Below are 24,171 nucleotides of genomic sequence, written 5' to 3'. Positions count from 1 at the left end.
CATAAATTCTTTGAAGAGGTATTAGTTTATTTGCTATTACCTATAAATACTATTGCCTTTTTATACCTATGAAAGTCAGATATTCAATACATTATTATAAAATTAAAATTGATATAATAGATAGCCAAGCAGTGCGCCACCCAAGACAATGAATGCACTGTTGATTATTTTGAATTTAAAAACGATAATAGCACTAATCATTGCTATGCTGATTGTCTTCCAATCGGTAATGGTTTCTTTACCCATTGTTAAACAAACAGCAATAATAATGGCAACAGATGCTATATTTACAGCATCCAGTGAAGCTGACAACCCCTTAGAATTTCTCATTTTTTTCATCAGAGGGTTAAGTAATGCTACCAATACAAACGATGGAAGAAAAATAGCAATCGTTGAGATAACAGCCCCGGATACTCCATTGATTTGATAACCAATAAATGTAACTGATGAAAAAACAGGACCTGGAGTGAATTGGCCAACTGCAATAGCATCCATCAATTGCTGTCGTGTAAGTAATCCGTTTGCTACCAATTCCGTATCTAAAAAAGCGAATAAAACGTAACCGCTTCCGTAGAGAATAGCACCAATTTTTAAAAACACCCAAAATAATCTGGTGTTTGTTTCTGAAAGTAATTGATTGTTTGCAATTTGAAAAAAAAGAACAGGAATAAAACTTTGCGACGTAATGTTTTTTTGATCTTTAATATAAAACACACCCAATGCGAAAAGGCCTGCACCAAACATTAAATACATTTCCCCGATCCCGAATAAAGACAAGACCAATACAGCGATACCTATAAATGCTAATAAAATTGACTTAATCGATTTTTTGGCTAATGGAAAAATTGCTCCGATAATGATGGCAATAATGGCGGGTTTGATACCGTAAATAAACGGCTGTATTTCGGGTAACTGTCCGTATTGTTTGTACAGCCAGGCAAAAATACCACTAATGAAAACCGCTGGTAAAATAAAACAAAGGCCTGCAACCAACAGTCCTTTCCAGCCCCCTTTGTCGTAGCCAATGTGTATCGCCATTTCAGTACTATTGGGACCGGGTATAAGATTGGTTGCTCCCAATAAATCTAAGAAATGCTGTTCGCTCATCCATTTTCTTTTGACGACAACTTCCTGCTGCATCATTGCAATATGTGCTGCTGGGCCTCCAAAACCGATGAATCCCAGTTTGAGAAAGAGTTCGGCAATTTTTTTTATACGAATATCACGCCCCATGCCTCATTAAGATTTTATCAATAGACCAATTACCGCCACCTTTAACTAAGAGAAATATACTTCCTAAAAGCATTGCCCAATCAGTACGGCTTCCATGAAGTAGCTCCCAGAAGCCCTCATTTGACAATACTTCAGCTTTGGTAGTTGCGAAAGCAACAAGCATTATTATGATTAACGGAATACTGGCTAAACGGGTTAGCAGACCCACTAAAAGTAAAATTCCACATAGGATTTCGAAAAAACCAACAAAACTTCCCAAAAAATCAGGTGATGGAAATCCGATTTTTTCAAAGCGGCCAGCACCACGAATGGCTGGAAATAAAAATTTTTGAACTCCCTCAGAAAAGAAAACTGCACCAACAATCAAGCGGATTATAATTGTGGTTTTTGAGTTGTCGGTATTAATGATTTTTTTGAACATATTAAGCGAATTTTTTTATTATAATCGGATTATACAAATTGTAAATTCGGGCCACAAGCAAAGCAATAGGAATACTCAGAACGGCTGGAACAACAATATCTGCTGGATAATGCACTCCAAGATAAACCCTGCTAAGACTGACAAATACTGCCCAGGGGATAAGAACAAAAGGCAGCCATTTCAGTTTGTCCCGGGCTACGAGCGTCAGGTAGAATACCAAGGAAAAAACATTGGCTGCATGGGATGATATGAAACCAAACTTTCCACCTCTGTAATTATTAACAATGTGCAGCTTATTTATTAAATCAGGATTGTGGCTAGGTCGTAATCTTTCAAATATTGGTTTGAATATTCCTGAAGCCAGCTGGTCACTTATAGTGATCAGTAAAACTATCAGCAATATCATAAAAATCCCATCTTTTCGATATTTCCAAATCAACATCGATAACAAAAATCCATAAAAAGGGAGCCATGTGTATTTTTCACTGGCAAACCACATTACATTATCCCAAAACTCACTATGGCTGCCATTTAGCCAAAGCAGGATATCTATATCTAATTGTTTTATAGACTCTATCATTATCTTCTTATCGGTGATTGTCTTTCTGTTGGAGTTTTTACAGTAAAAAATGGAACTCTTTCCATTGCATGGCAACTTATACAGCTATTGGTAAGCACTTGAAAATTTTTGTTGAATACAGCGGTGTCTCTTTTTACAAGAGCTTTTCCCATTTCTGGAAGAGTTACATTTAGAAAATGTTTTGCTGATTCCGAACGTTCAGGTCTTCGCTCCAATCCGTTTTCGATTGCTTTTTGTATTTTCTCTAATTGATAATGCGCATATTCCCAATTTTCATCCTGTCCCGCCCAAAATAATTCCTGGTAGCGATAGCCAGTTTCGACCATTGTGTTATCAAAACCCCGAAACTGATTTTCTATGATTTCCAGTTTCTCCTGTTCCGTACCTTTTATCCATTTGCCTTGCGCTGTTTCTATTTTTTGATTACAGGCAGGAAAGAGCGTTAACGATAGTAGAATTAAAAAATACCTCATGATATCCCTGTTTTTAGTTTGTCTTGCAAACTTCATACAATGAATTGTATAATGACGGTATATTTGAAAATAATATGGTAGCTCTTAAAGACTGCGAAATACCTGCGGTGTGGAACCTGTATGACGCTTGAAATATTTTATAAAGTGAGAAGTGTCATTAAAGTTTAAAGTATACGCTACTTCTGAAACAGTATTATCGGTATAGAGCAATAATCTTTTTGCCTCACTAATCATGTATTCTGCTATAACATCTGCCGCTGGCTGATTGAGCTCTTTTCTACAGATAGCATTTAGATTTTGGGGCGTCGTGTTTAATTGCCCGGCATAGTGAGCAACATTATTTTTTAAATCATCTGTCTGATTGAGGAGCTCCCTAAATAACAAGATAGTGTTATTGGTCTTATGTTTATTGACAGGAAAAGATGCAGGAGTACTGATGATTTTTGCCAATAATGCCTTTAATATCCCTTCTGTCACACTGAAATCTTTCTCATCAATAAGCAACTGAAATAATATTGATATGGCATTGTTCTGCTCAAGATGAAGGCAGCTTAATGCACTTACCTGAGACAAAATTCTTTTCAGCTCACTATCCAGCGATTTATCAACAAATCCTTTTTTCAGGAGCAATACATAACCTTCAGGTACTGAGGCAATATCCCAATGATGTACTTGTTCTTTTCGGACAAAAAATACAGTTGGCGGTAGTATAGGGAATTGTGTATAATCAATAGTGTGCGTACCGCTTCCCTGCGACAGATATATAATTTCAAAATAACTGCTGTGTTTATGCGGTTCTGTTTTGCGGATGCCTTTTCTGAATGTTGAAACTTTTATCAGTTCTGCAGATTCAATTTTACTCTTTATGGTTACGGATTTTTTCAAATTATTTTTATTACTAAATTACTCAATATAATTATCTGTAGTTAGCTTTTTTTAATGCTATTATCAAAGTCTAAACTTCTGCAAGTTATTTGTAAAAAGATTTGGATAATAACACAGAATCTTTTCTTTGGACGCCGGAGCGGAAAGAAAAGAAGCCCGCAGCACAGTTGAAGGGATAGGGGATCCCTTGTGAAAGCTTCCCGCATCGCTTATGGTAAAAGGGCGCTCTGTGCCTTTTGGCATTAGGGATGCACCGCCAAAACGCAAAAAGGCACCCGACCAGAGGAAGGGAGCCCTTTTTGCCGCCCGCATCTGCGGGTCATCACACCTTAAGTGGATTGGACTGGAAGTTTTTGAGGTTCAGGAAGAATCCCCTGTTTTCGGTCATCCCGAAACGGAACAGATTCCAAAGGAGCGAGCATCCCAACTGCGCAAGAGCCGAGTTGATAAACAGATCCTGCTTTTCTAGGCTTTCGGCAAGCGAACAGCTCGGTGTGCCGTCAAGCGCTTCGGATTCTTTGAGCAGTTCCCCGAATTCGTCGGTGACAAAGGGCAGGGCAGGGACGGTTTGATAGATTTGGGAATCGGGCTGTCTGATTTCCGAAATGGTGGACAGTACGACCTGCCCCGTATACTGGCTGTTGCCGAAATCCATCCAGTATTTTGGAGTGTCCCTCTGCGCGCTGTTTCGTTGAAGTGAGGCGAGGATTTCCGCAACATCAAATCGGGACTGCACGCTGTCCGTGCAGGTGATGTAAACGTTTGCCTGCGCATTTTTTGGCGGTCTTCCAAGCGCATCCTTTTCAAATTTTACGCTTTCGGCTTTCCAGTCCGTACCCATGAAGCGGTTGGCACGGTTGATAAGGGCAGCGGATTTGTACAGGCCTGTTTCGCAGGGTGCGAAGCGCTGTCTGCCGAGATTGGCATCGGTTATCAGGTCGTCATCCCAAAGGCGGACGGACAGTCCCGCATGTCCGAGCGCCACGAGGCTGTAATTCATTTCCATGAGGGCGGTCAGCACTTTCGAGCCTGTACCGCCTGCGCCTATAAGGTTTACGGTCAGCGGGTTTGTGGGGCTGACGAGATAAGGGTCTGCAAAATGCATTTTGGTCTTTACTGCTTTCATGGCAAAAGGCTTTTAAGTGTTCTGCTGTTTTTTTTCAGTACTTCGTTTGGGAAAGGTCGTCCTGATTCAATGAGGTCTTTCCACAGGCTTATGCAGCAGCCTTTTACGGGACTGTTGTTACCCATAAGGTGGCTGAAGTAGCTGTTGAAGAAATAATCCTCCCAAGCGCCTGTAAATTCTTCAAGCGAGGCGGAGTTCTTAATCCTGATGCTGACCGACCCCATGCAAACCCTTCCATCCTCGTAGATGTTCAGAAGAGGTGCGTGAAATAGCGGTGTATTCTCTGTAGGTCTTCTGTTTCCGACAACTGCAAAGACCCTGAGACCGTTTCTTGTCGCCTGCCATATCATGGCGGGCAGGCTAGCCCTGCCGTCCGCAATGCCGAGGCTTTCTATAAAGTGCAGGGTTCTTTTTTGGGGTTTGGTGTACCAAAGCACAGCGCCCCTGTCAAGGCTTGGAATGATGTGCAGTATGTTTGCTGCAAGGATGCCTTCGGATTTGAGAAAGGCGGTCTGCTTCTGCTTGTCGGTTACCAGTGCCTTGGCAAGCGCCTGCGCCTCACGCTCAGTCAGCGGGTGTGCATTGACTGGCGTTCCGTCCTTGTCCATATCGAAATGCTCCACATACACCGTCCTTTCCGCAGACTGGCTCTGATAGAATACAAGTGCGGACTTTGGATGGTAAAGGACGCCCAACTGGCTGGTAATATCTTTTGCATTATTCATCGTCGTCTGATTTATAGTTATACAGCAGTCCGCACAAGTCATCCAAAAGGGAAAAGAACCTGCGCTCGAAGTCCAGGCTTTGGTGCGTGTCGGCATTATCGTTGAATCTTTTGAAGATGGTCGGCTCGTGCATCTGGCTGTATTCGTTGAACTCGTTGTTGATGCTCTGCTCAAGGGTTTCATAGAGCCATCCTTTGGTATGCGCAATAAAGGAAATGTATTTGTGCATCGGGATGCTTTCGCTTTCTTCTTCGTCCTGCCCGTCCTCAGAGCAGGCGGGGGCGTTTCGGAATATGCGCTCTTTGGGATAGTCGCTGAACAGCCTGTGCGCTTTTTGTGCAGCCGACAGGCATTCCCTGTCGAATGCATCACGGCATTTGAAGGCGAGCAGGCGCTGTCCAAAAAACCTCAGGCTGATGGGATTGTATATCTTTTTTTCTATATAGACCCCGATAAGTTCAGCCCTGTCGAACTCATGCAAAAAGCGTTCTCTCTGTTCGCCTTCCTCGTCCTGCTCCGTCCATTCCCTGTGCATTTCATACATCCAGTAGAGGTAGCTGTCCTGCTGTCTGTAGTAGGGGACATCTGCAATATGGTACAGATAGCAAAACACGCTTAAAAGCAGTTTGGCATTTCTTTTGTACCTCGCATCGTGGCTCATCCAATAAAGCGGTTCGACTGGTATGTAATACAGGGTCGTCCCTGTATCGCAGGTTTCCTCACTGGCAAGATAGGTTTCCGCACCGTCCTGCATCAGACTGATTTGGGGGCAGTCCTTGTACTGCTTTTTCAGAATCCGCTCCGCATCCCACAGCGACAGCGCGAAATTGTAAGGGGATTCAAAGCAGTCTGTCTGCATGGGAGTGATGCCGTAGTGAGCCGTCAGATGCGAAAGGGATTTGTAGAACTGCGGCTGCATTTTTTCGAGTTCTCTGCGGGGCTGTACGGTTTCGCACTTCTCCAGTTTGGGCAGGAATGACGCTCTCAGAAAATTATCGGAAGCATTCGGACAGGGACTGATTTTCGTCTGTCTTTCTGAATTTCCCCCGCATCTTTTGGTCTGTGCATCCAAGCCATAAAACTGCCGAGCTGTTGGTGCAGAAGCATCTGCCTTTTGCGTTGTGGCGGGCTGATTGTGCCTGCTATGATGTTTTTTTGCATAATCCATGTCATTGAAATTTAGTTATCCTTTAGTTCCCATTACGGTTTCGAATCGGTATTCGACCATGTCGTCCTTGATGACTGGCGCTGAAATTTTGGAGGTCGTCAGGATAGGGTACGTCGGGGCGTAGAAATTCAGCACCGCCTCGACGCTCCATCTAGGTTCGGGGTCGCTCAGCCTTATCTGCTGTCCCTTTTCGATGATTATGAAAACCCGCTGTAAGTGTGTTGCTAGTAACATATCGCTCTATTTTTAGTATTCGTATTCGTCTTGTTCTTCCTCTTCCTGTTCATAATCCTGCTCCTCAAAGGACATTTCCTCATCGGGATGAATCTCGGCATGTTCGGGATAGAGCGCCTCTTTGGGCGGTTCGGGCTTTTCCTGCTCAGCCTCGAAGAGGCTTGGAGTGGAGAACCTGTCGGACAGGGAGGTTCTCTTTCTGCGTATCTCGTCGGCTTTGTCGGGAAATTCCGCCGCTTCGGGAACTTTCATCCATGCCTCACGGAATCTGCCCTGTTTTTCCAGTTCCTCCGCCTTTGCCATTGCATCGCTGAATTTTTTGTCTTTTGCTTGGTGCTGTTTTTTCTCCGCATCGGCTTTTTCCTTCTCCTTTACAGAATGCTTTTTTGCCTGCTCCAATTGTTTCATAAAGGATTCCATATCGGTCATCAGTCCCGAAGCGCTCTGCATCGGGGCGGTGATGGTCTGAAAGAAACCGCTGTCGAGTTCCTCTGCTGTTCCCCTGAGGTTGAGCGGGGGGATGATGTTTTTAGCATTGTCGCCGCAGGCTTCGTTTTGGAGCATGACCGATACGACAAGGATGCCGTCAGTCGATTTTGCGATGGTCAGGTGCAGATCCCCTGCAATGTCCATCTGTCTTATATGATTGAAAAAATTGCTGTTCATGGCTGTAGATTTTTAATGTCCGTATTTTGTCGACTTCATGTACTAAGAAGCTGTAAGGCGGCCGCCTTGCGGTCAGCCGCCCGTGCTTTATTAATTCAGCATCAGCGCCCTGCTGCCGTCCACGGCAAAAGAGGTGCAGAGTTCGAAGGCTTTCTGCGATTTCAGCTGTGCCGTTCCTCCCAACACGATGGACTGCAGTTTGGCTTCATCGTCCTTGTAGGTGCGCACGTTCTGATAATATCCCGTCACGGCATTGTAAGCGCCGTAGAGCGTGCCTTTTGTGGTTTCCATCTGTTGGGTGTCGCTTGCCATGGCATAGGCAAAAGCATCTTCCACGGTGTTTCTGAAAATGGCGGACACGGCATCATCTGCGCCAGTTTTAAGCATTTCCAGAGTTTCCCTGTTCGGGCATAATGCCAACTGAATCAATTTCTTGACCTCTGTATCCGTAACTTTTACTTTAGCCCAATGGTTGAAGATGTCCTGCAGCTGACTGCTCAGCGTGTCTGCCAGTCCCATGACCTTGTGCGCATCATCAAGGCGCTGTTTTGCTCCCGAAGTGTGTCGGATGCGCACCACGTTGCTCATGTTGCGGAGTGAGGCGTTAAGGGTGTTTTGGCATACGATTCGGATGGGAGTGAAGGCTGCTGTAATGCTTCCGCTTCCATCGTGGGAAGTGGTCAGGAAAATATATTTTTCAGTCACATCATCCCCGCTGCCGACCCTGATGTAGTCGGGAAGCTTGGCTGTAATGAAGATACGTTCCCCGTTCCCTAACGCCCCTGCGGTTTCATACAGGATGCCTTCGCCGCCCCCGACTATGGCGTCAAAAAAGCTGAACGCCTCACGGTTCTGCACGATATGGTAGTCTTTCCCCACTACGCCTAAAACCGTATTGCTGTCGGTGCGGATGGTCGAGAAATAATCGGGAACGTGCAGTTCTGCGCCTGCCGTCACAGTACCGTCCTGCATTTCCTCCTTTGCCAAGGCTTTGGTGTATAAAGGCGTTTTGGCGACCTCGTAATCCAATTGGGCGTGCCTGATGGCTTCTGCGCTTGTCGGATAGTCCTGCACCGTTTTTCCGAGATTGTGCCATGCTTTCTGCTTTACGCTGAAAAATGAATAATTTCCTGTGCTGCTGTTGTAATTGATATTGTGTGCCATGATAATTGTTTTAAAATTGAAACTTGATATTAATTCCTGTGCGCCTTAAAATGGCAGGTCTTCCTCAGGCTCCTGCACCGTAGGTCTGCTGTTTTGGGTCTGCGTTGCTGTAACTTCGCCCTGTACCTTTTTTACGCCTCCGTGCAGTTTAATCTGCGAGGTGTTGAAATTCAGCCCCGCATGCAGCTCCCCGTCGCTTCCTTTCCATGCTCTTGCGCTTACCCTGCCTGAGAGTTCCACAAGAGTGCCTTTGGTCAGTATGTCTGCCACTTTAGGGCTAATCCAGTAGGCGCAGTCGAAGTAGGTGGTCTGTTCCACTCTTTCGCCCTCCTTGCTTCTGTAGCTCTCGTTGGTTGCTATTGAAAAATTCACGACCTGTCTGTTTCCTGACAAGGTGCGCACCTCTGCGTCTTTTGTTACTCTTCCGATGATGTTCATGATTTCTAATTTTTAAGGATTATTTTTTTTAAATTTTATTTATTCGGCAATGACGAGGTGGAGCTGTTTTGTTTCATTTTCCGCTTTCAATATTTTATTTCTCATTGCTGACATTTTTTTTTATTCGTTTAAAGAGCCGGTGTATGCTATGTTTTGTTTCATGAGCAAAAAAAGGTTAGTGTTTAGCAGGAGCAAGGCTTTGATGGAAAATACTACCCGAATGGGTGGAGATTTTATAGCAAATCCGCAGGACTCGGCCTTGCTGCTGGGTTAAGAACACGTAGGTACCTTTGCTCCTGAAATAAGACAGAAGCATACGGGCTTTTTGATAAAACTTGATCGGGAAGCCATGAGGATTAATTGTTGCAGGGGGAACTTAAGGCGGTTTAATGTTATAATTAAATTATGTGCGGTATCGTTTTGTAAAACAGGTATTTATACTTGGTGTAAAAGGTCAATTATTTCTAAATTTATATCCATTAATAAAGGCAGGGATAAAAGTTTTTGATGCGGCTTTTATCGGCCTGCTCCGTGATGAAAAACATGGGGATCTTTACGCAACGGTGATTCTGACAGAACTAAGCATTGAACTGTTTTGTACTGATGGTTACCTTTTTTATGTACAGATTCGGTTTTTATTTGAAAGTATAGTTCTTTTTTAAACCATATTTATAACCTTCAGCTATGATCGTAAAAATACCTTGTAAGTTATGGACCTTGATTCTCTCCACGCTTATCTGCGCAGGAGTTTGTGCACAGAACAAATTTAAAAAACTGTCCGATACGCAATTTAAAGCGATTGTAAGTCAGGAATTTGGTACTCTGATGGCTTCACAGTCCAGAAGCGATATTGGAAATTTTGCAGGTCTTGATCTAAAGGAGGCTGAAGCGTCTTTTGCGGGAAGTATAGTTTTTAAAAACGCTTCTGTTTTAGGGATTAAGCTCGATGGAGGGTCTGCAGATGGGATTCTTCCGATTTTTACCAGCACCGAACTTAATTCAAAAATAGGTCTGCAATTACAGTACAGTTTTCTGGTAAGGAGAAAGCAGCTTACTTATGAAAGTTTATCTTTTGAAGATGTCGAAATGAAAAAGAAAGAACTTCTGAGGCAGTTTAAGTTGGATTCGCTTTTAGTGGAACGCAAAGTCGAACTCGTGGAACAGCAGGTTTTGGAGGTAAGAAAGAAAATAGTCGCAGCTGATAGTTTAATAAATCTGTATCGAAGTCACCGTTATAACAACCTACAGAATTCAATACTGCGGCAGGCTATGGGTAAACGTGATTCATTAAGTTATGAGTTAGAAAATGCCAAGACTGAAAAAGAGAAAAATCAGCTAATGCAAATGCTGTATAAACAGGATGCTTTAATAGCCGGCATAAATACGGATATCAAAACAAAAAGTGAAATAATTAAAATGGAATATGACCGCGATAAATTGAAAATAGAAATGTCGTTTCTGTTGAGTGACTTGCAAGAATTAAAATTGAAGGATAATGATGTTGTTGTTAGGCTAGAGTCTCTAAAAGAGCGATATGATTTGGAGAAAATCAAGCTTGAGAGTAATCAAGGTGATAAAAAAATAATTGTAGCTGGTTACAAGCTTCAGTGGCTAAGTTTAGGATACAATGTAAAGAACACGTCTTTCAAGTTGTTTAATCCTTTGAATAGCTTTGATAATCAAATATGGAAGGATCATTTTGTTTCGCATGGGCTAACTCTGATGTACTCATTCTATAATCTTTCAGATAAGGAATGGAACTCCCGTTTTATCTCAGGCAGTATTGAGGGAGCTCTAGAGAATAATTTTTCTAGCCTTACTAAAGTAACTATAAATGAAAAAAATAGTTTTAATAATGCCGATGACACGCGATATGGAACTGAGCAGTATATAGCATATACTGGAAGCTATAGGGACAATCTTGAAACGTTGCGGTTGAATTTCGATTATTATCAATTTTTCTTAAAGAATAATTTTGGTGCTATTCACTTATTTCCACAATATGTCATTAAAGAAAAGCTTAAGCCACAGATGAATTTTGGACTCGGTATAGTCTTTAGTTTTAAAGATAAAGATAATACTTCGAGCACCGTCAATGCCGAACTTTATTACAGAAGTACCGATTTGGCAAATGTCTCTGGCTCTGATAAGGAATTCTTTAAGAGAGGAGATTTCGGCATAAGGCTTTCTTTTCCGATAAAGTTTAACACAAAATAATATAGATATGGCTGATCAAGAGGGGTACATTGCAGTTTGTAATGACTGTAGGTTTAAAGGAGAAATTACAAGTAAATACAAGGCTTACAAAGACAGACAAGATCACATGAATAAAAAGCCATCGCACCTTGTTCGCGTGAAGATAGTTGAAAACAGGCCTTAAGTTTCCTGCAGATGAATCTGGCTTGCATTTTCTTTAGATTCGCAATTCTGAATGCACAATATTTTAAAGTCGATCGTATCTGAAATGCAATACAATCAGCACTAATGCTTAGTAAATATTATCAAGGTTTGTTTTGTTTTAGTTTTTCTTCTAATAAAAAGTAAAATCGAATTGATAAGAGGTCTCTGTTCTTGTCAATTCTATTAGGCATTGTTTTTTTTCGGCTTGATCAATTATGTATGCAAAATATGCAATAGGCAAGTTGGCTTTGTGTTTGTCAATTTCGATTTTTTTAGAATCTGGAGCTGTAACTAAATATTTGTCGAATTGAATCTGGTAATTCGAAAGTTCTGCCATTACATTTAAATTGTTGATAGTTGTTGCAGATAAATTTATATAAAAGTTATTTTTGTACTGGACGTCTATCAAAAAAACCGTCCATAAGCCAAATTGTTTTTCCGTTAGAAATCCGTCGTGTTGTCCACTCATTTTTTTTCTGCAAAAATAGGAAATGGACGATTCTTAAAAAAGTTAAGAAATGGGTGCTAATTTTCAATCGAACGAGAAGAAGTGTAGTTTTAATCAGAATAAGTGAATAATTAGATGTAACATTAGACTATACCCTGTGTAACATCGTTGTGGATGGAATTATTATTTAATTACCGTCAGAATACTTAATGTAAGCTTCAACTTCATGATGGAGCCGAAGTATGTCTGCAATGAATTTGGATGCTGTTGAATTCCTCTTTCCAAGCAGGGATCTGGCTATTGAACCCTTGTCAGCACCTGATGCTCCTTGTCCGCTGTAAAGCAGATTTTTTTTTATCTTATTTTTCAAGGGCGTTAGTTCATCAGGAACAGTAGCGCGCAAAGCGGACCTTATCTCAAGCTCGGATTCAATCAATCTTTCCTTTGCGTTGCCTTTTCCGATGCAGAGTTTATAAATTGCTGCGGAACTTTTAGCGATAAAATAATGGAAACTCGGATTCATAATTATGTGAAATTATCATAAGACGAAATTTGAATCATGGTTGAAAAAATCCTCGCACCTGTTTTTTACCATTTTATGGCTGCTGTCACCAAAATAGTATTTTTTTAGGCATTCTATCATAGTATGGCACCCGCTTTTGTCATAAGCTGCAATGGATCTGGCGACGGTCAAATCTATATTTTCGGTTCTGAAAGCTGGACTTCCTCCTCTATGCAGGGGTGTAGTTTTAAGCACTAGTTCGAAATGCCCAAATTTACCTGTAGGCGGATGTATCAGGTATTCCACTTCGTATTCTTCAGAGTTTTGTTTTGGGATTTTTATGTTCTTTATCCTTTTAAATATGTACTCTGCTTCCTGCTTTAGATGGGGATTTTTGAAAGCATTATTCTCATATGCCCAAATGAAATAATCTAAATCTGAGAAGACAATCTGCGGCAGCGTCTTGCCTGAATGCTTTTTTAAATTAACTGCTGTAAATACCATAGCTATTTCATTTTTTAAATTAAATTGCTGATTATTGGCGGAATTCTAATGTAAATATACTTTTTAAAAATAACAAAACAACTATCTCTAATTGATTGACATGTGCTTCCACTTTATGCCAGTGAAAGCCGATTTATACATTATCACATTTAATTAAAATAAATTTCTATCTAGTGTAATTATAATCTAAAATGGATAAGAAGATGGAAAACGAGACAGGTTACAATGAGTCGAAGATTACAACTGAAAAAGCGCTGCAGATGCTTAAATCTGAAGGCTTGGAGGTGACTTTTGAACAGGCTGAAGAAATCTTGTATTTCTTGAGAAAAATTGCTAATATCGCGGTGTTGAAACATTTAAATAAAACAGAATGAGTAAGATAGCAGATTTGTATATCAGGGTAAGCACTGATGAGCAGGCTGAGAAAGGCTTCTCTCAGCGCAATCAGGAAGAGATGCTGAGAAAGTACTGTGGCATCAACAGAATTCAGATACGCAATGTGATTTACGAAGACCATTCCGCAAAAACTTTCAACAGGCCACAATGGAAAAAATTTCTTGCCGACATCAAAAAGCACAAAAACAAAATAAGCCTGGTTCTTTTTATGAAGTGGGACAGGTTCAGCCGAAATGCAGGCGATGCCTATCAGATGATAAATCAATTAAGGGTCTTGGGAGTCGAACCGCAGGCAATTGAACAGCCGTTAGATTTAAGCGTTCCGGAGAACAAAATGATGCTCGCATTTTATCTCGCTGCGCCCGAGGTCGAAAATGACCGCAGGGCCCTAAATACATTTCAAGGGCTCAGAAGAGGTAAAAAAGAGGGCAGGCATATGGGAATGGCGCCGTATGGTTATGCAAACAAAGTAACTGAGGATGGGAAAAAATATATTGCCATTGTGCCGGAAAAGGCTGCAAACGTAGTTTGGGTATATGAACAGATTGCAAAAAATATTTTCAGTACCGAATCGATATATCAGACAGCCAAAGAAAAGGGCATGGGGATTTCCAAGAACAACATGTGGCTGATTGTAAGAAATCCGCTCTACTGTGGAATGATAGTTGTTCCAAAGTACCGCGATGAGGAGGAAAGGCTTGTTAAGGGGCAGCATGATGCAATAATCAGCCAAGACCTGTTTTACAGAGTACAGGATATACTGAACAGTAAAGCACGGACTTACAGGCCAAAAATCAAGACAATTGAGAATTTTCCGCTCAGGGGCTTTTTTGTCTGTCCTGAATGCGGGCAGAAATTGGGAGGCAGCAAGTGCAGGGGGAGAAGCAGAGACTACTACTATTACCACTGCGATAAAATATGCAAGTGGAGGGTAAATTCCGAAATGGCCAATAGTGTATTTAAAGGGCATTTAAATAAATTCAAGCCTTTGGCCGAAGTAAGAAAATTATACAGTGCAGTTCTGCTTGAAGCGTACAGGGAACATACAGGATTGGTTATAAATGAGAAAAAGAAATCCTTGGAACAGATTGGAGTTTACGAAAAAAAACTGGCTGTTGCCAGAAACCTGCTGGTTACCGAGAAGATAGATGCCGATGATTATCATCTAATGAAAACAGAATATAATGCTGAGATCAGCAGACTGGAAGATGAGATTGGAAATGTGGATGAAGACAGAGCCAATATTGAATCTTTGATGAACACAGGACTGCAAAACCTAATAAAGCTCGGTGAAGCCTTTGGTGACGGGTCTTTAGTTGATTCCAGAGAGATAATCGGTTTAATTTTCCCCGAAAATTTCACATTTCAAAACAATAAAATCCAAACCGCTAGGATCAACGAAATGTTCAAGTGCATCTATCTGGTAAACAATAGATTACGGGCAAAAAAAAACGGGACAAAAGATGATATTTTTCTTTTGTCCCGAGTAGTGACCTCGACTGGATTCAAACCAGTAACCTTCTGAGCCGTAATCAGATGCGCTATTCAGTTGCGCCACGAGGCCTTTTTGTTTTTTCAATTTAGCTATTTTTCAGTAGCTTTGCTGATTGCTTAGTGCGGGTGCAGAGATAAGCTTATATGTCTACTTTCTCAATAAAGGATTAAAGAGAAAAAAAAAGACAAAAGATAATTTATCCTTTGCCTTTAAGAGTGACCTCGACTGGATTCAAACCAGTAACCTTCTGAGCCGTAATCAGATGCGCTATTCAGTTGCGCCACGAGGCCTTTTGCTATTCAATCTGACTGCTTTTCAGTAGCTTTGTTGATTGCTTATTGCGGGTGCAAAGATAGGCATAAATGTGAGATATGCAAGTATGAAATAACATAAAAATAAAAAAAAATGCAGATTGAAAAATATATCCGTGATATTCAGGGATTTCCGAAAAAAGAAATTTTGTTCAAAGACATCACTCCGTTGCTAAATGATCCAATTGCGACAAAAGAAACCGTTTCTATTCTGGCGGAATCTTTGAAAGGACAGAAAATCGATAAAGTGGTGGGAGCCGAAAGCCGGGGTTTTTTCTTTGGAATATTACTGGCTCAGGAATTAGGTGCAGGTTTTGTTCCGGTAAGAAAGCCAAATAAGCTGCCCTACGACACGATTTCGGCTTGGTACGAACTCGAATATGGTACAGACAGTTTAGAGATGCATACAGACGCAATAAAGAAAGGAGACAGGGTTTTGATTCACGACGATGTTTTGGCCACAGGAGGAACCGCAAAAGCCGTTTGCGAATTGGTAGAACGACTAGGAGGGGAGATTGTACAGTGCAACTTTCTGATGGAGCTCAGTTTTTTGAACGGAAGAGAGAAAATTGGTAACTATCCCATTTTTGCTGCTATCACTTATTAATTGGATTTTAGAATGAAGATTAACTATTTTTGATTTGATAGTACTGAATGGTAAGATGGTTGATTTTGTATCGTCTTTTACATCTGAAATTATCTAAAAGATAAAATCTAAATAGAGCCAAAAAAAATCCCAATTCTAAAATTAAGTTTAGAATTGGGATTTGTAATTTTTAAAATTGTATTTTTTTAAACTTATCTTAAGGTTGCTCCAAGTTCAGTTTCGAAAGTCTGCTGTAATTTCGACATTATTTTGTCAATCTGAGCGTCTGTAAGCGTTTTAGTATTATCCTGGATGGTAAAACTCAAAGCATATGATTTTTTACCTTCCGGAAGCTTGTTTCCTTCATAAACATCAAACAGGTTAATGTCCTTTAAAAGCGACTTTTCTGTTTGTCTCGCAAGGTTGAAAATACTTTCGTAAGTAGTGCTTTTATCAATCAGTAAAGCTAAATCTCTACGAACTTCAGGGTATTTTGGAATTTCGGTATATTTAATCTTTCCGGTAATGATTTTTAAAATCAAATCCCAGTTGAAATCAGCAAAGTAAACCTCTTGTTTGATGCCGAAATGTTTCAATATTGATTTTTTAACAACTCCAATTTCTACTAAAGTCTCGCTATTGTAGCAAATCGCCGTTCCTTCTGCGAAAACATCCGATTGTACCGGAGCATTGGTGATTTTATCAATACCTAAACGTGATAATACACCTCTTACATATCCTTTTAATAAGAAGAAGTCAGTTGGTTTTTGAGGATTAGTCCAGCTTTCTTTGTTTCTGTTTCCGGAAATTAACAAAGTTAGGTGCTTGTGCTCCTCATATCCGTTAAGGTATTTATGATACGTTTTACCAAATTCAAATAATTTTAAATCCGAATTCTTTCTGTTAATGTTATATGAAATCGCTTCTAAACCTGAAAACAGTAAAGACTGACGCATAGTTGATAAATCACTGCTTAAAGGGTTCAGCATCGTAACATTGTGCTCTTCTTTTAAAGCGGTAGATAATTTTGCGTATGCTGCTGTGGTTAACGAATTGGCCATCATTTCATGAAACCCTTGTGAGTTTAATTGAGAGGCAATTACATTTTGAACCTTATAATCTTCTGTTCTTGGAGAATTGGCAACAGTTGCATTGAATTTCTTAGAAAAATTAATGTTGTTGTATCCGTAAACTCTCAGAATTTCTTCGATCACATCAATTTCACGCTGTACGTCTACACGGTAAGCAGGGATCGTCAAGCCTAAACCTGAATCTGAAACGCTGTTTACTTTTATATCTAAAGAAACCAGAATTTTTTTGATGGTATCCTTTGGAATTTCCTGTCCGATAATTTTTGAAACATGGCTAAAATTCAATAAAACTGAAAAATCTTCTACTTTTTTAGGGTAAACTTCTATAACATCAGAAGTGATTTTTCCTCCGGCTACTTCCTGAATTAAAAGTGCCGCACGTTTTAAAGCATATTCTGTAATCGTTGGGTCAATTCCTCTTTCAAATCTAAAAGAAGCATCCGTGTTTAGTCCATGCCTTTTAGCAGTTTTACGTACGCTAACGGCATCAAAATAAGCACTTTCTAAGAATATAGCCGTAGTTCCTTCTGAAACTCCTGATTTTTTACCTCCAAAAACACCTGCAATACAAAGTGGTCCTTTTTCGTCACAAATCATTAAATCTTCTTTGTGCAAGGTTCTTTCTACATCGTCTAAAGTCACAAATTTAGTACCTTCAGGAAGTGTTTTTACGATTACTTTTCCATTGATTTTTGCCGCATCAAAAGCATGTAAGGGCTGCCCTAATTCGTGTAAAACATAATTAGTAACATCGACAATATTATTTTTAGGTGTCAGTCCGATTGCTTTAAGACGATCTTGTAACCAGGCCGGAGATTCTTTAACGGTAATTCCGGAAATAGTTACTCCACAGTATCTTGGTGCCAAAAGAGGCTCTTCAACTGTAACGTCAATTTTTAACGTACGCATGTCTACTCTGAAATTACTCACAGATGGTGTAATCAATTCGATGTTCACACCACGCTGCAGCATTCCGGCTCTTAAATCACGGGCAGTACCCAGATGACTCATAGCGTCTGCACGATTTGGAGTCAGTCCAATTTCGAAAACTTCGTCATTAACTACTTTGAAAACTTCTGCAGCAGGAGTTCCCGGAACTAATCCTTCGGCCAAAACCATAATTCCGTCATGACTTGTTCCCAGACCTAATTCATCTTCGGCGCAAATCATTCCATGGCTTTCCATTCCACGAATTTTTCCTTTTTTAATAACGAATTCAGCTCCTTCTTTATCGTATAAAACGGTTCCTATTGTGGCAACAGGTACTTTTTGTCCCGCAGTAACGTTAGCAGCCCCGCAGACAATTTGAATAGGAGATTCTAAACCAATATTTACAGTGGTAACTTTTAATCTGTCGGCATCAGGATGTTTTTCGCAGGTCAATACGTGCCCCACAACAACACCTTGTAAACCGCCTTTGATCGACTGGTATTTTTCGACAACTTCTACTTCAAGCCCTAAATCTGTTAGTAATTCTGAAGTTTGATCAGATGGCCAGTCCGTTTTAATAAATTGTTTTAACCAATTGTAAGATATTTTCATTTTGCTTTTTTATTCTTTTATAAGGTTACAAATATAAGAATTGCACATTGTAGTAAGAAACAATTTATTTGCTTTTTTCGGACTGTTCATTAAAGGGGAAATTTTGTAACGTGTAAGTCTTATTCTAACACATAGAGACATAGTTTTGCATCTTTAAATGAGGCGTTCCACTTGGAATAAATTACATAGCCTTATGTGAGAGAAATGTATTTCTTTAGCAGGTTCTTTCAGCAGATAAAACTATGTTTTTATGTGTTTAGTTTTTTTACGGAGCTTTATAGGTCTAGCTTCCCGATGCTTTTTCTATCATTAAACTAAATCAGTTCTTCAATGTGTTTTTTAATGTTTTCGGAGATTTTTTTTGTTGGCAGATCGTTTTCATCATCACCAAACGGATCTTCGATTTCTTCGGCAATAAGTTCTAAACTTGCCAGTACATAAAAGATAAAAACCACAACAGGAGCCACATAATAACCCAGGCTTACCGAATAACCAAAAGGAAGTGTCATCGTGTAAAAAAAGATAAACTTTTTGATGAAAGCACTGTAGGAGTAGGGAATAGGGGTGTTTTTGATTCGCTCGCAGGCACCGCAGATGTCTGTAAATGATTGTAACTCCTCGTTTAAAATAATAAGTTGTTCTCCACTGATTTTATTGTCTTCATAGAGATCATTTATTTTTTGAAAAATTATTCTTTTAACCTGATTCGGTTTATGCTTGTGATGATCGATTTCTAAATCTACATCTTCAAAAAGCTGTTTTCCGGTATCAGAATCGTGCAGGTGTTTGTGCAATACGGAAGCATAGGCAGGAATAAATTTTCTGAAGAACTTTTTATCATTTTCCTCTTTCAGCATTACCGAAAGTTTAATGGCCAGATTTCGGCTGTTGTTCACAAGTCCTCCCCAAAGTTTTCGTCCTTCCCACCAGCGATCGTAAGCCGTATTGGTTCTGAAAACCAATAATAAGGAGATCACAAAACCCAACATCCCGTGCATGATCGGGATGTTATGGATATAATCGTTTTTACCAATTTTAAAATAAGAGATTTCCAAATATCCAACAATTGAAGAGTAAATTCCGATGGCAATCATAATCGGAAGCAGTTTTCTAACGGTATCCGATTTATGAAAATGAAAAATAAAAGAGAACCAATCTTTGGTGTTGTATGAAATCATTTGGACTTGTTTTGAAACAAATTTACTTTAAAAATTGATATTTCCGGCTAATTCTTTCAAAGCAATCTCAGATAATTTTGCCTGAAACTGTGCATTGCTGTGGCGTACTTTTGCATTTACATAGTTCAATTGAGCCGTTCTGAAATCCAATGTGGTAATAGTTCCGATTCTGAATTTATCTAAAGTAATATCTAAATTTTGTTTGGCAATCGTCACGTTGTCTTCTTCTAATCCAATTAATTCCAGATTGGTTAAATACGTTTGAAAAGCGGTGCTCAATTGAGTGTCCAGGATCATGTTTTGCTGATCTATGGCAATCTGCGAATTTTCGATTTGTAGTTTCGCTATCTTTTCATTTCGGTGCTGGTTGAAACCGTCAAAAACGTTTAGCGTAGCATTAAAACCATAGTTAAAACCTTTAGAGGAGTTCTGACTTGTAAACCCAAGACTGGACTGGCTTTCATTAAAGTTGTATCCCGAAGTCAGGTTTACTACCGGATAGCGGTCTGCTTTTACTTGTTTTAGCTGAAGTTCTGCAATACGTTTGTTAATAATCTGCGATTCTAAAGCCGGATTTTGCTTGTGAGCCAATTCTATTAAATCGACTAAAACGAGTTTATTATCTACAGTAACGACATTGGTTACGGTAAAATTTATTTTAGGATCACGTGCCAGATATTGGTTGAGTAAGATTTTAGCATTGGCATAGGATTCTTTTTGTCTCAGCAAAGCAACCTGATCGGAGTTTAAATCAACCTGAGCGTTTAATACTTCCAGTTTTGAGGCCTTTCCAATACTAAAGCGGTTTTGTGCCAGAGTTAATCTTTGTTTCGAAATTACAATTGTGGTGTCTAATGCTGACAATTGCTGTTGCTGTTGTACCAAATCAAAATAAGCGCTGTTGACCTGTCCAATTTTGACCAGTATCACTCTTTTCATTTCAGAATCACCCAGTTTTTGCAATTCTTTGAGCTGATCCAGTTTGGCAAACATTTTCATTCCGTCAAAAACCGTCCATCCCAGGCTTACACCGTAGGCTAAACTGTTGTTTTTGGCATTTCTTAAAGAAGTTGTAGTTCCGTCCTGACGTGTTTGCGACGAGTTGGTAACACTGTTATTGTCGGTTACCGAAGCTGTAGCTCTTGGTAACATCCCGGCGTTTCCAACCGTTACATTGGTTTCGCTTATTTTAAGGCTGTTTTTGGCAATCTTAATTTCGAAATTATTCTCCAAGGCGATCTTCATGGCGTCTTCAATGGTTAAGACTTCCTGCGCACTGATTCTTGCTGTACAGAACAACAATAAAACGAGACTTGTTATGAGTATTTTAGCTTTCATGTGATGAAGGATTAGCTGCAGACTAACTTGTTAGAAGAGATCCGCAGCTTCTATAGGATTTCAGATTTTATATCAATTATTTAGTGTTTCTTTCATATTCATCTATATGATCAAATTCGGGATAATGTTTTCTTGCTTTAGACCACATTAAATAAATAGCCGGAATCACAAATAGGGTTAAAGCCAATGAAAAGATGGTTCCTCCAACAATTACAACTCCCATACCAATTCTACTGGTAGAGGCAGCTCCAAGTGACATCGCAATCGGTAAAGCTCCTAAAGCTATCGCCAAACTCGTCATTAAAATTGGACGCAAACGTGCTTCTGAGGCTTCCAGAATAGCTTCCAGTTTTGGCTTGCCCTGTTCACGAAGCTGATTGGCAAATTCCACAATCAAAATACCATTTTTTGTTACCAATCCAATAAGCATTACCGTTCCAATCTGGCTGAAAATATTCCAGGTCTGGTTGAAAAGCCATAACGAGAATAAGGCTCCTGCAACGGCCATTGGTACGGTTAAGATGATGATAAGCGGATCGATAAAACTCTCAAACTGTGCCGCAAGAATCAAAAAAATCAGTAATAAAGCCAGTCCAAAGGCGAAAGAAGTATTCGAACTACTTTCAACAAAGTCTCTGGATTCTCCACTTAAATCGGTTGTAAAAGTATCGTTCAATACTTTTGCTTTAATTCTGTCCATTTCCTGAATACCGTCGCTGATACTTTTCCCCGGAGCTAAACCTGCAGAAACTGTTGCTGACATATAACGGTTGTTGTGATACAATTGAGGCGGATTACTTTGCTCTTCAATTTTAACGACATTGTCCATCTGAATCAATTCTCCGCTTTTGTTCTTTACAAACATCGAAGTCAGATCCAGCGGTTTTGAACGGTCTTTTTGATCAAACTGACCAATTACCTGATATTGTTTTCCGTTTTTAATAAAATAGCCAAAACGCTGTCCACTCAAAGAAAGCTGTAAAGTCTGTGCAATGTCAAGGATTGAAATTCCTAAACTTTCAGCCTTTTCACGGTCAATACTTACATTGATTTCAGGTTTGTTGAATTTTAAATTGACATCAGTAACGGAGAACACGTCACTTTTACCAACTTCTTCCATAAAAACCGGAATTTTTTCTCTCAATTTCTCAAAATTCGGTGCCTGGATGATGTACTGAATCGGTAATCCTCCACGACGGTTTACCGCAATGGTTGGCTGTTGAATTACAGATGTTTTAGCATCAGGATAACGTTTGGTCATTTTGGTCAATTGATCTGCAATATCTTTCTGAGATCTTTTTCTCTGATCCGGTTCAACTAATGAAAGTCTGATAAAACCTGAGTTAGTAGCCGAAGCTCCAAAGCCCGGTGCAGTGATAACCAAACTCACTTTTTTCTCCGGAATAGAATCGTCTACCAATCTGGAAATCTCCTGCATAAAACGATCGGTATATTCATAAGAAGATCCTTCTGGTGTAGTCATACGCATGGTTACAGAACTACGATCGTCATAAGGCGCCGTTTCTTTTGGCAGGATGGTAAAAAACAAATAGATCAATCCAAAACAAGCAATCAGAATAGGGAAACTAAGCCATTTTTTTGCAATAAAACGATTTAGAGAATCCGCATAACCACTGTTTAGTTTTTCAAAGAAAGGTTCGGTTTTTACATAGAACTTAGATTTTTTCTGTTCTCCGCCTTTCATCAGGTAGGCATTCAACATAGGTGTTAAAGTCAAGGATACAAAAGCCGAGATTAAAACGGCAGCTCCAATGACGACACCAAATTCCCTAAAGAGTCGGCCCACAAATCCTTCTAAAAAGATTACCGGTAAAAATACGGCTGCAAGGGTCACCGAAATCGAGATTACGGCATAGAATATTTCATTAGATCCTTTAATCGCGGCCTCAATCGGCGACATGCCTTCTTCGACTTTTTTGAAGATATTTTCGGTTACTACAATCCCGTCGTCTACCACCAGACCGGTTGCTAAAACAATAGCCAGCAGGGTTAAAACGTTGATCGAAAAGCCAAAAAGCCACATGATGAAAAATGTCGCAATCAACGAAACAGGAATGTCAATTAAGGGTCTGAATGCGATAGCCCAGTCTCTGAAAAACAAGTAGATAATGATGATTACCAGAATAATTGATATACCTAAAGTTTCGGCAACTTCAAGTACTGATTTTTTCACAAAGACGGTATTGTCCAGTGCAATATTAAGTTTAATATCTTTTGGAAGATCCTTTTTTAAGGCTTCGTATTTTTTGTAGAATTCAGATGAGATGTCCAGATAATTGGCTCCCGGCATCGGTACTATAGCAAGACCAATCATAGGTAAACCGGATTGACTTAGTTTAGTTTCGATGTTTTCCGGACCTAATTCGGCTCCTCCAATATCGCTTAAACGCACAATTTTATCTCCATCAGTACGAATGATAATGTTGTTGAATTCTTCCGGTTTTGAAAGGTTACCAACCGTTTTCACAGTTAATTCGGTATTGTTTCCCGTTAGTTTTCCTGAAGGTAATTCGACATTTTGGGAATTTAAAGCATTACGCACATCAGATACAGTGCATTTATAAGCAGTAAGTTTTACAGGATCAATCCATAAACGCATGGCGTAACGTTTCTGTCCCCAGATCTGAACACCGCTGACTCCCGGAATCGTTTCCAGACGTTGAGAAATCACATTCTCCGCATAATCACTCAATTCCAAAGAACTTCTGGTGTCACTTTGAACCGTCATCGATATAATGGCGTCACTGTCGGCATCAGCCTTAGAGACTACCGGCGGAGCATCGATATCCTGCGGTAAACTTCTGATGGCCTGAGAAACTTTGTCACGAACGTCGTTTGCTGCTTCTTCCAGATTTTTGTCCAGATTAAACTCTATGGTGATGTTACTGCTTCCCTGATTACTGGAAGAAGTTATGTTTCGAATCCCGTCGATGGCGTTGACCGCTTTTTCAAGAGGTTCAGTGATCTGAGATTCTATAATGTCGGAATTAGCTCCGGTATAATTGGTTCGGATAGAAACCTGCGCAGGGTCGATTGAAGGGAATTCCCTAACCCCCAAAAAGGTATAACCAATGAAACCGAACAGAATGATCAAAAGATTCAGTACGATGGTTAAAACAGGTCTTTTTATACTGGTTGTTGATAAACTCATAATGTGATTTATGGTTTTAGAGTTTAGATTTTAGATTTTTTTTGAATAACAGAAATAAGAGTATAGAATAAAGAAAATAGAGTTTAGAAAATAGA

At 39.9% G+C, this 24,171-nt stretch carries 24 protein-coding genes and 2 tRNA genes; 5 read left to right on the top strand and 21 right to left on the bottom strand.

Annotation, left to right across the window (positions count from 1 at the left end):
• Positions 1–102: 102 nt before the first annotated feature.
• The 12 genes from chrA to ACAM30_RS18785 all read right to left on the bottom strand — a co-directional run bounded on the left by chrA (position 103) and on the right by ACAM30_RS18785 (position 9,113).
• Positions 103–1,233: a chromate efflux transporter gene (chrA, locus tag ACAM30_RS18840; protein WP_185291024.1), complete on the bottom strand. Its 1,131-nt coding sequence runs from the start codon at positions 1,231–1,233 to the stop codon at positions 103–105.
• Entirely contained in the window at positions 1,223–1,654 is a 432-nt protein-coding gene (locus tag ACAM30_RS18835; RefSeq protein WP_185291023.1) for a DoxX family protein, read from the bottom strand. The genes chrA and ACAM30_RS18835 overlap by 11 nt, the downstream gene beginning before the upstream one ends.
• A 1-nt stretch (position 1,655) precedes the next feature.
• A complete protein-coding gene (locus ACAM30_RS18830; protein ID WP_260446417.1) occupies positions 1,656–2,234 on the bottom strand; it encodes a phosphatase PAP2 family protein in 579 nt (192 codons plus the stop codon).
• Positions 2,234–2,707, bottom strand: a complete 474-nt coding sequence (locus tag ACAM30_RS18825; protein ID WP_185291068.1) for a hypothetical protein — start codon at positions 2,705–2,707, stop codon at positions 2,234–2,236. Before ACAM30_RS18825 ends, ACAM30_RS18830 begins: the two co-directional genes overlap by 1 nt.
• An 84-nt stretch (positions 2,708–2,791) precedes the next feature.
• Complete coding sequence (locus ACAM30_RS18820; protein ID WP_185291022.1) at positions 2,792–3,592, bottom strand: AraC family transcriptional regulator; 801 nt, start codon at positions 3,590–3,592, stop codon at positions 2,792–2,794.
• 322 nt (positions 3,593–3,914) lie between these two features.
• Positions 3,915–4,718, bottom strand: coding sequence for a PRTRC system ThiF family protein (locus ACAM30_RS18815; protein ID WP_369616096.1), 804 nt, complete (start codon positions 4,716–4,718; stop codon positions 3,915–3,917).
• Positions 4,715–5,443 carry a PRTRC system protein B gene (locus ACAM30_RS18810; protein WP_369616095.1) on the bottom strand — a complete coding sequence of 243 codons (729 nt, stop codon included), beginning with the start codon at positions 5,441–5,443 and terminating at the stop codon, positions 4,715–4,717. The genes ACAM30_RS18815 and ACAM30_RS18810 overlap by 4 nt, the downstream gene beginning before the upstream one ends.
• Entirely contained in the window at positions 5,436–6,611 is a 1,176-nt protein-coding gene (locus tag ACAM30_RS18805) for a hypothetical protein (RefSeq protein WP_369616094.1), read from the bottom strand. The genes ACAM30_RS18810 and ACAM30_RS18805 overlap by 8 nt, the downstream gene beginning before the upstream one ends.
• 15 nt (positions 6,612–6,626) lie before the next feature.
• Positions 6,627–6,845: a PRTRC system protein C gene (locus tag ACAM30_RS18800; protein ID WP_129022501.1), complete on the bottom strand. Its 219-nt coding sequence runs from the start codon at positions 6,843–6,845 to the stop codon at positions 6,627–6,629.
• Between the two features lie 12 nt (positions 6,846–6,857).
• Positions 6,858–7,511, bottom strand: a complete 654-nt coding sequence (locus tag ACAM30_RS18795; protein ID WP_369616093.1) for a PRTRC system protein E — start codon at positions 7,509–7,511, stop codon at positions 6,858–6,860.
• Positions 7,512–7,601: 90 nt separating this feature from the next.
• On the bottom strand, positions 7,602–8,675 hold the full coding sequence (locus ACAM30_RS18790; RefSeq protein ID WP_369616092.1) for a DUF932 domain-containing protein: 1,074 nt from the start codon (positions 8,673–8,675) through the stop codon (positions 7,602–7,604).
• 45 nt (positions 8,676–8,720) lie between these two features.
• Positions 8,721–9,113, bottom strand: coding sequence for a single-stranded DNA-binding protein (locus ACAM30_RS18785; RefSeq protein WP_369616091.1), 393 nt, complete (start codon positions 9,111–9,113; stop codon positions 8,721–8,723).
• Positions 9,114–9,797: 684 nt separating this feature from the next.
• On the opposite strand from ACAM30_RS18785, the gene ACAM30_RS18780 reads away from it, so the two are divergent.
• Positions 9,798–11,330, top strand: a complete 1,533-nt coding sequence (locus tag ACAM30_RS18780) for a hypothetical protein (protein ID WP_369616090.1) — start codon at positions 9,798–9,800, stop codon at positions 11,328–11,330.
• 7 nt (positions 11,331–11,337) lie between these two features.
• The gene (locus ACAM30_RS18775; protein ID WP_369616089.1) at positions 11,338–11,493 is read left to right on the top strand and encodes a hypothetical protein; all 156 of its coding nucleotides are present in this window, start codon (positions 11,338–11,340) and stop codon (positions 11,491–11,493) included.
• Between the two features lie 150 nt (positions 11,494–11,643).
• On the opposite strand, the gene ACAM30_RS18770 is transcribed toward ACAM30_RS18775, so the two are convergent.
• The 3 genes from ACAM30_RS18770 to ACAM30_RS18760 all read right to left on the bottom strand — a co-directional run bounded on the left by ACAM30_RS18770 (position 11,644) and on the right by ACAM30_RS18760 (position 12,967).
• On the bottom strand, positions 11,644–11,982 hold the full coding sequence (locus tag ACAM30_RS18770) for a hypothetical protein (protein WP_369616088.1): 339 nt from the start codon (positions 11,980–11,982) through the stop codon (positions 11,644–11,646).
• A 166-nt stretch (positions 11,983–12,148) separates the two neighbouring features.
• Positions 12,149–12,484, bottom strand: coding sequence for a hypothetical protein (locus ACAM30_RS18765; protein ID WP_369616087.1), 336 nt, complete (start codon positions 12,482–12,484; stop codon positions 12,149–12,151).
• Between the two features lie 15 nt (positions 12,485–12,499).
• The gene (locus ACAM30_RS18760; RefSeq protein WP_369616086.1) at positions 12,500–12,967 is read right to left on the bottom strand and encodes a hypothetical protein; all 468 of its coding nucleotides are present in this window, start codon (positions 12,965–12,967) and stop codon (positions 12,500–12,502) included.
• 203 nt (positions 12,968–13,170) lie between these two features.
• On the opposite strand from ACAM30_RS18760, the gene ACAM30_RS18755 reads away from it, so the two are divergent.
• Positions 13,171–13,341, top strand: coding sequence for a hypothetical protein (locus tag ACAM30_RS18755; RefSeq protein ID WP_165765108.1), 171 nt, complete (start codon positions 13,171–13,173; stop codon positions 13,339–13,341).
• A complete protein-coding gene (locus ACAM30_RS18750) occupies positions 13,338–14,888 on the top strand; it encodes a recombinase family protein (RefSeq protein ID WP_369616085.1) in 1,551 nt (516 codons plus the stop codon). The genes ACAM30_RS18755 and ACAM30_RS18750 overlap by 4 nt, the downstream gene beginning before the upstream one ends.
• Here ACAM30_RS18750 and ACAM30_RS18745 read toward each other — a convergent pair.
• Both ACAM30_RS18745 and ACAM30_RS18740 read right to left on the bottom strand, forming a co-directional pair.
• Positions 14,854–14,927: transfer RNA gene (locus ACAM30_RS18745), tRNA-Arg, on the bottom strand. The two genes, ACAM30_RS18750 and ACAM30_RS18745, sit on opposite strands and share 35 nt — an antisense overlap.
• Positions 14,928–15,074: 147 nt before the next feature.
• Positions 15,075–15,148 (bottom strand) — tRNA-Arg (locus ACAM30_RS18740).
• Positions 15,149–15,263: 115 nt separating this feature from the next.
• On the opposite strand from ACAM30_RS18740, the gene ACAM30_RS18735 reads away from it, so the two are divergent.
• Positions 15,264–15,776: an adenine phosphoribosyltransferase gene (locus tag ACAM30_RS18735; RefSeq protein ID WP_369616084.1), complete on the top strand. Its 513-nt coding sequence runs from the start codon at positions 15,264–15,266 to the stop codon at positions 15,774–15,776.
• A gap of 191 nt (positions 15,777–15,967) precedes the next feature.
• Here ACAM30_RS18735 and pheT read toward each other — a convergent pair whose 3' ends face one another.
• The 4 genes from pheT to ACAM30_RS18715 all read right to left on the bottom strand — a co-directional run bounded on the left by pheT (position 15,968) and on the right by ACAM30_RS18715 (position 24,076).
• Positions 15,968–18,388 (bottom strand): phenylalanine--tRNA ligase subunit beta, encoded by a 2,421-nt coding sequence (gene pheT / locus ACAM30_RS18730; RefSeq protein WP_369616083.1) that lies wholly within the window; start codon positions 18,386–18,388, stop codon positions 15,968–15,970.
• Between the two features lie 314 nt (positions 18,389–18,702).
• On the bottom strand, positions 18,703–19,566 hold the full coding sequence (locus ACAM30_RS18725) for a bestrophin family protein (protein WP_369616082.1): 864 nt from the start codon (positions 19,564–19,566) through the stop codon (positions 18,703–18,705).
• Between the two features lie 27 nt (positions 19,567–19,593).
• Positions 19,594–20,904 carry a TolC family protein gene (locus ACAM30_RS18720; protein ID WP_369616081.1) on the bottom strand — a complete coding sequence of 437 codons (1,311 nt, stop codon included), beginning with the start codon at positions 20,902–20,904 and terminating at the stop codon, positions 19,594–19,596.
• A 76-nt stretch (positions 20,905–20,980) separates the two neighbouring features.
• On the bottom strand, positions 20,981–24,076 hold the full coding sequence (locus ACAM30_RS18715; protein ID WP_369616080.1) for an efflux RND transporter permease subunit: 3,096 nt from the start codon (positions 24,074–24,076) through the stop codon (positions 20,981–20,983).
• Positions 24,077–24,171 lie beyond the last annotated feature (95 nt).

It is taken from the genome of Flavobacterium sp. CFS9 (assembly GCF_041154745.1).
Lineage (GTDB): Bacteria > Bacteroidota > Bacteroidia > Flavobacteriales > Flavobacteriaceae > Flavobacterium.
Note: the sequence above shows the minus strand (reverse complement) of the source record. Positions and strands in the feature narration are given on the sequence as shown.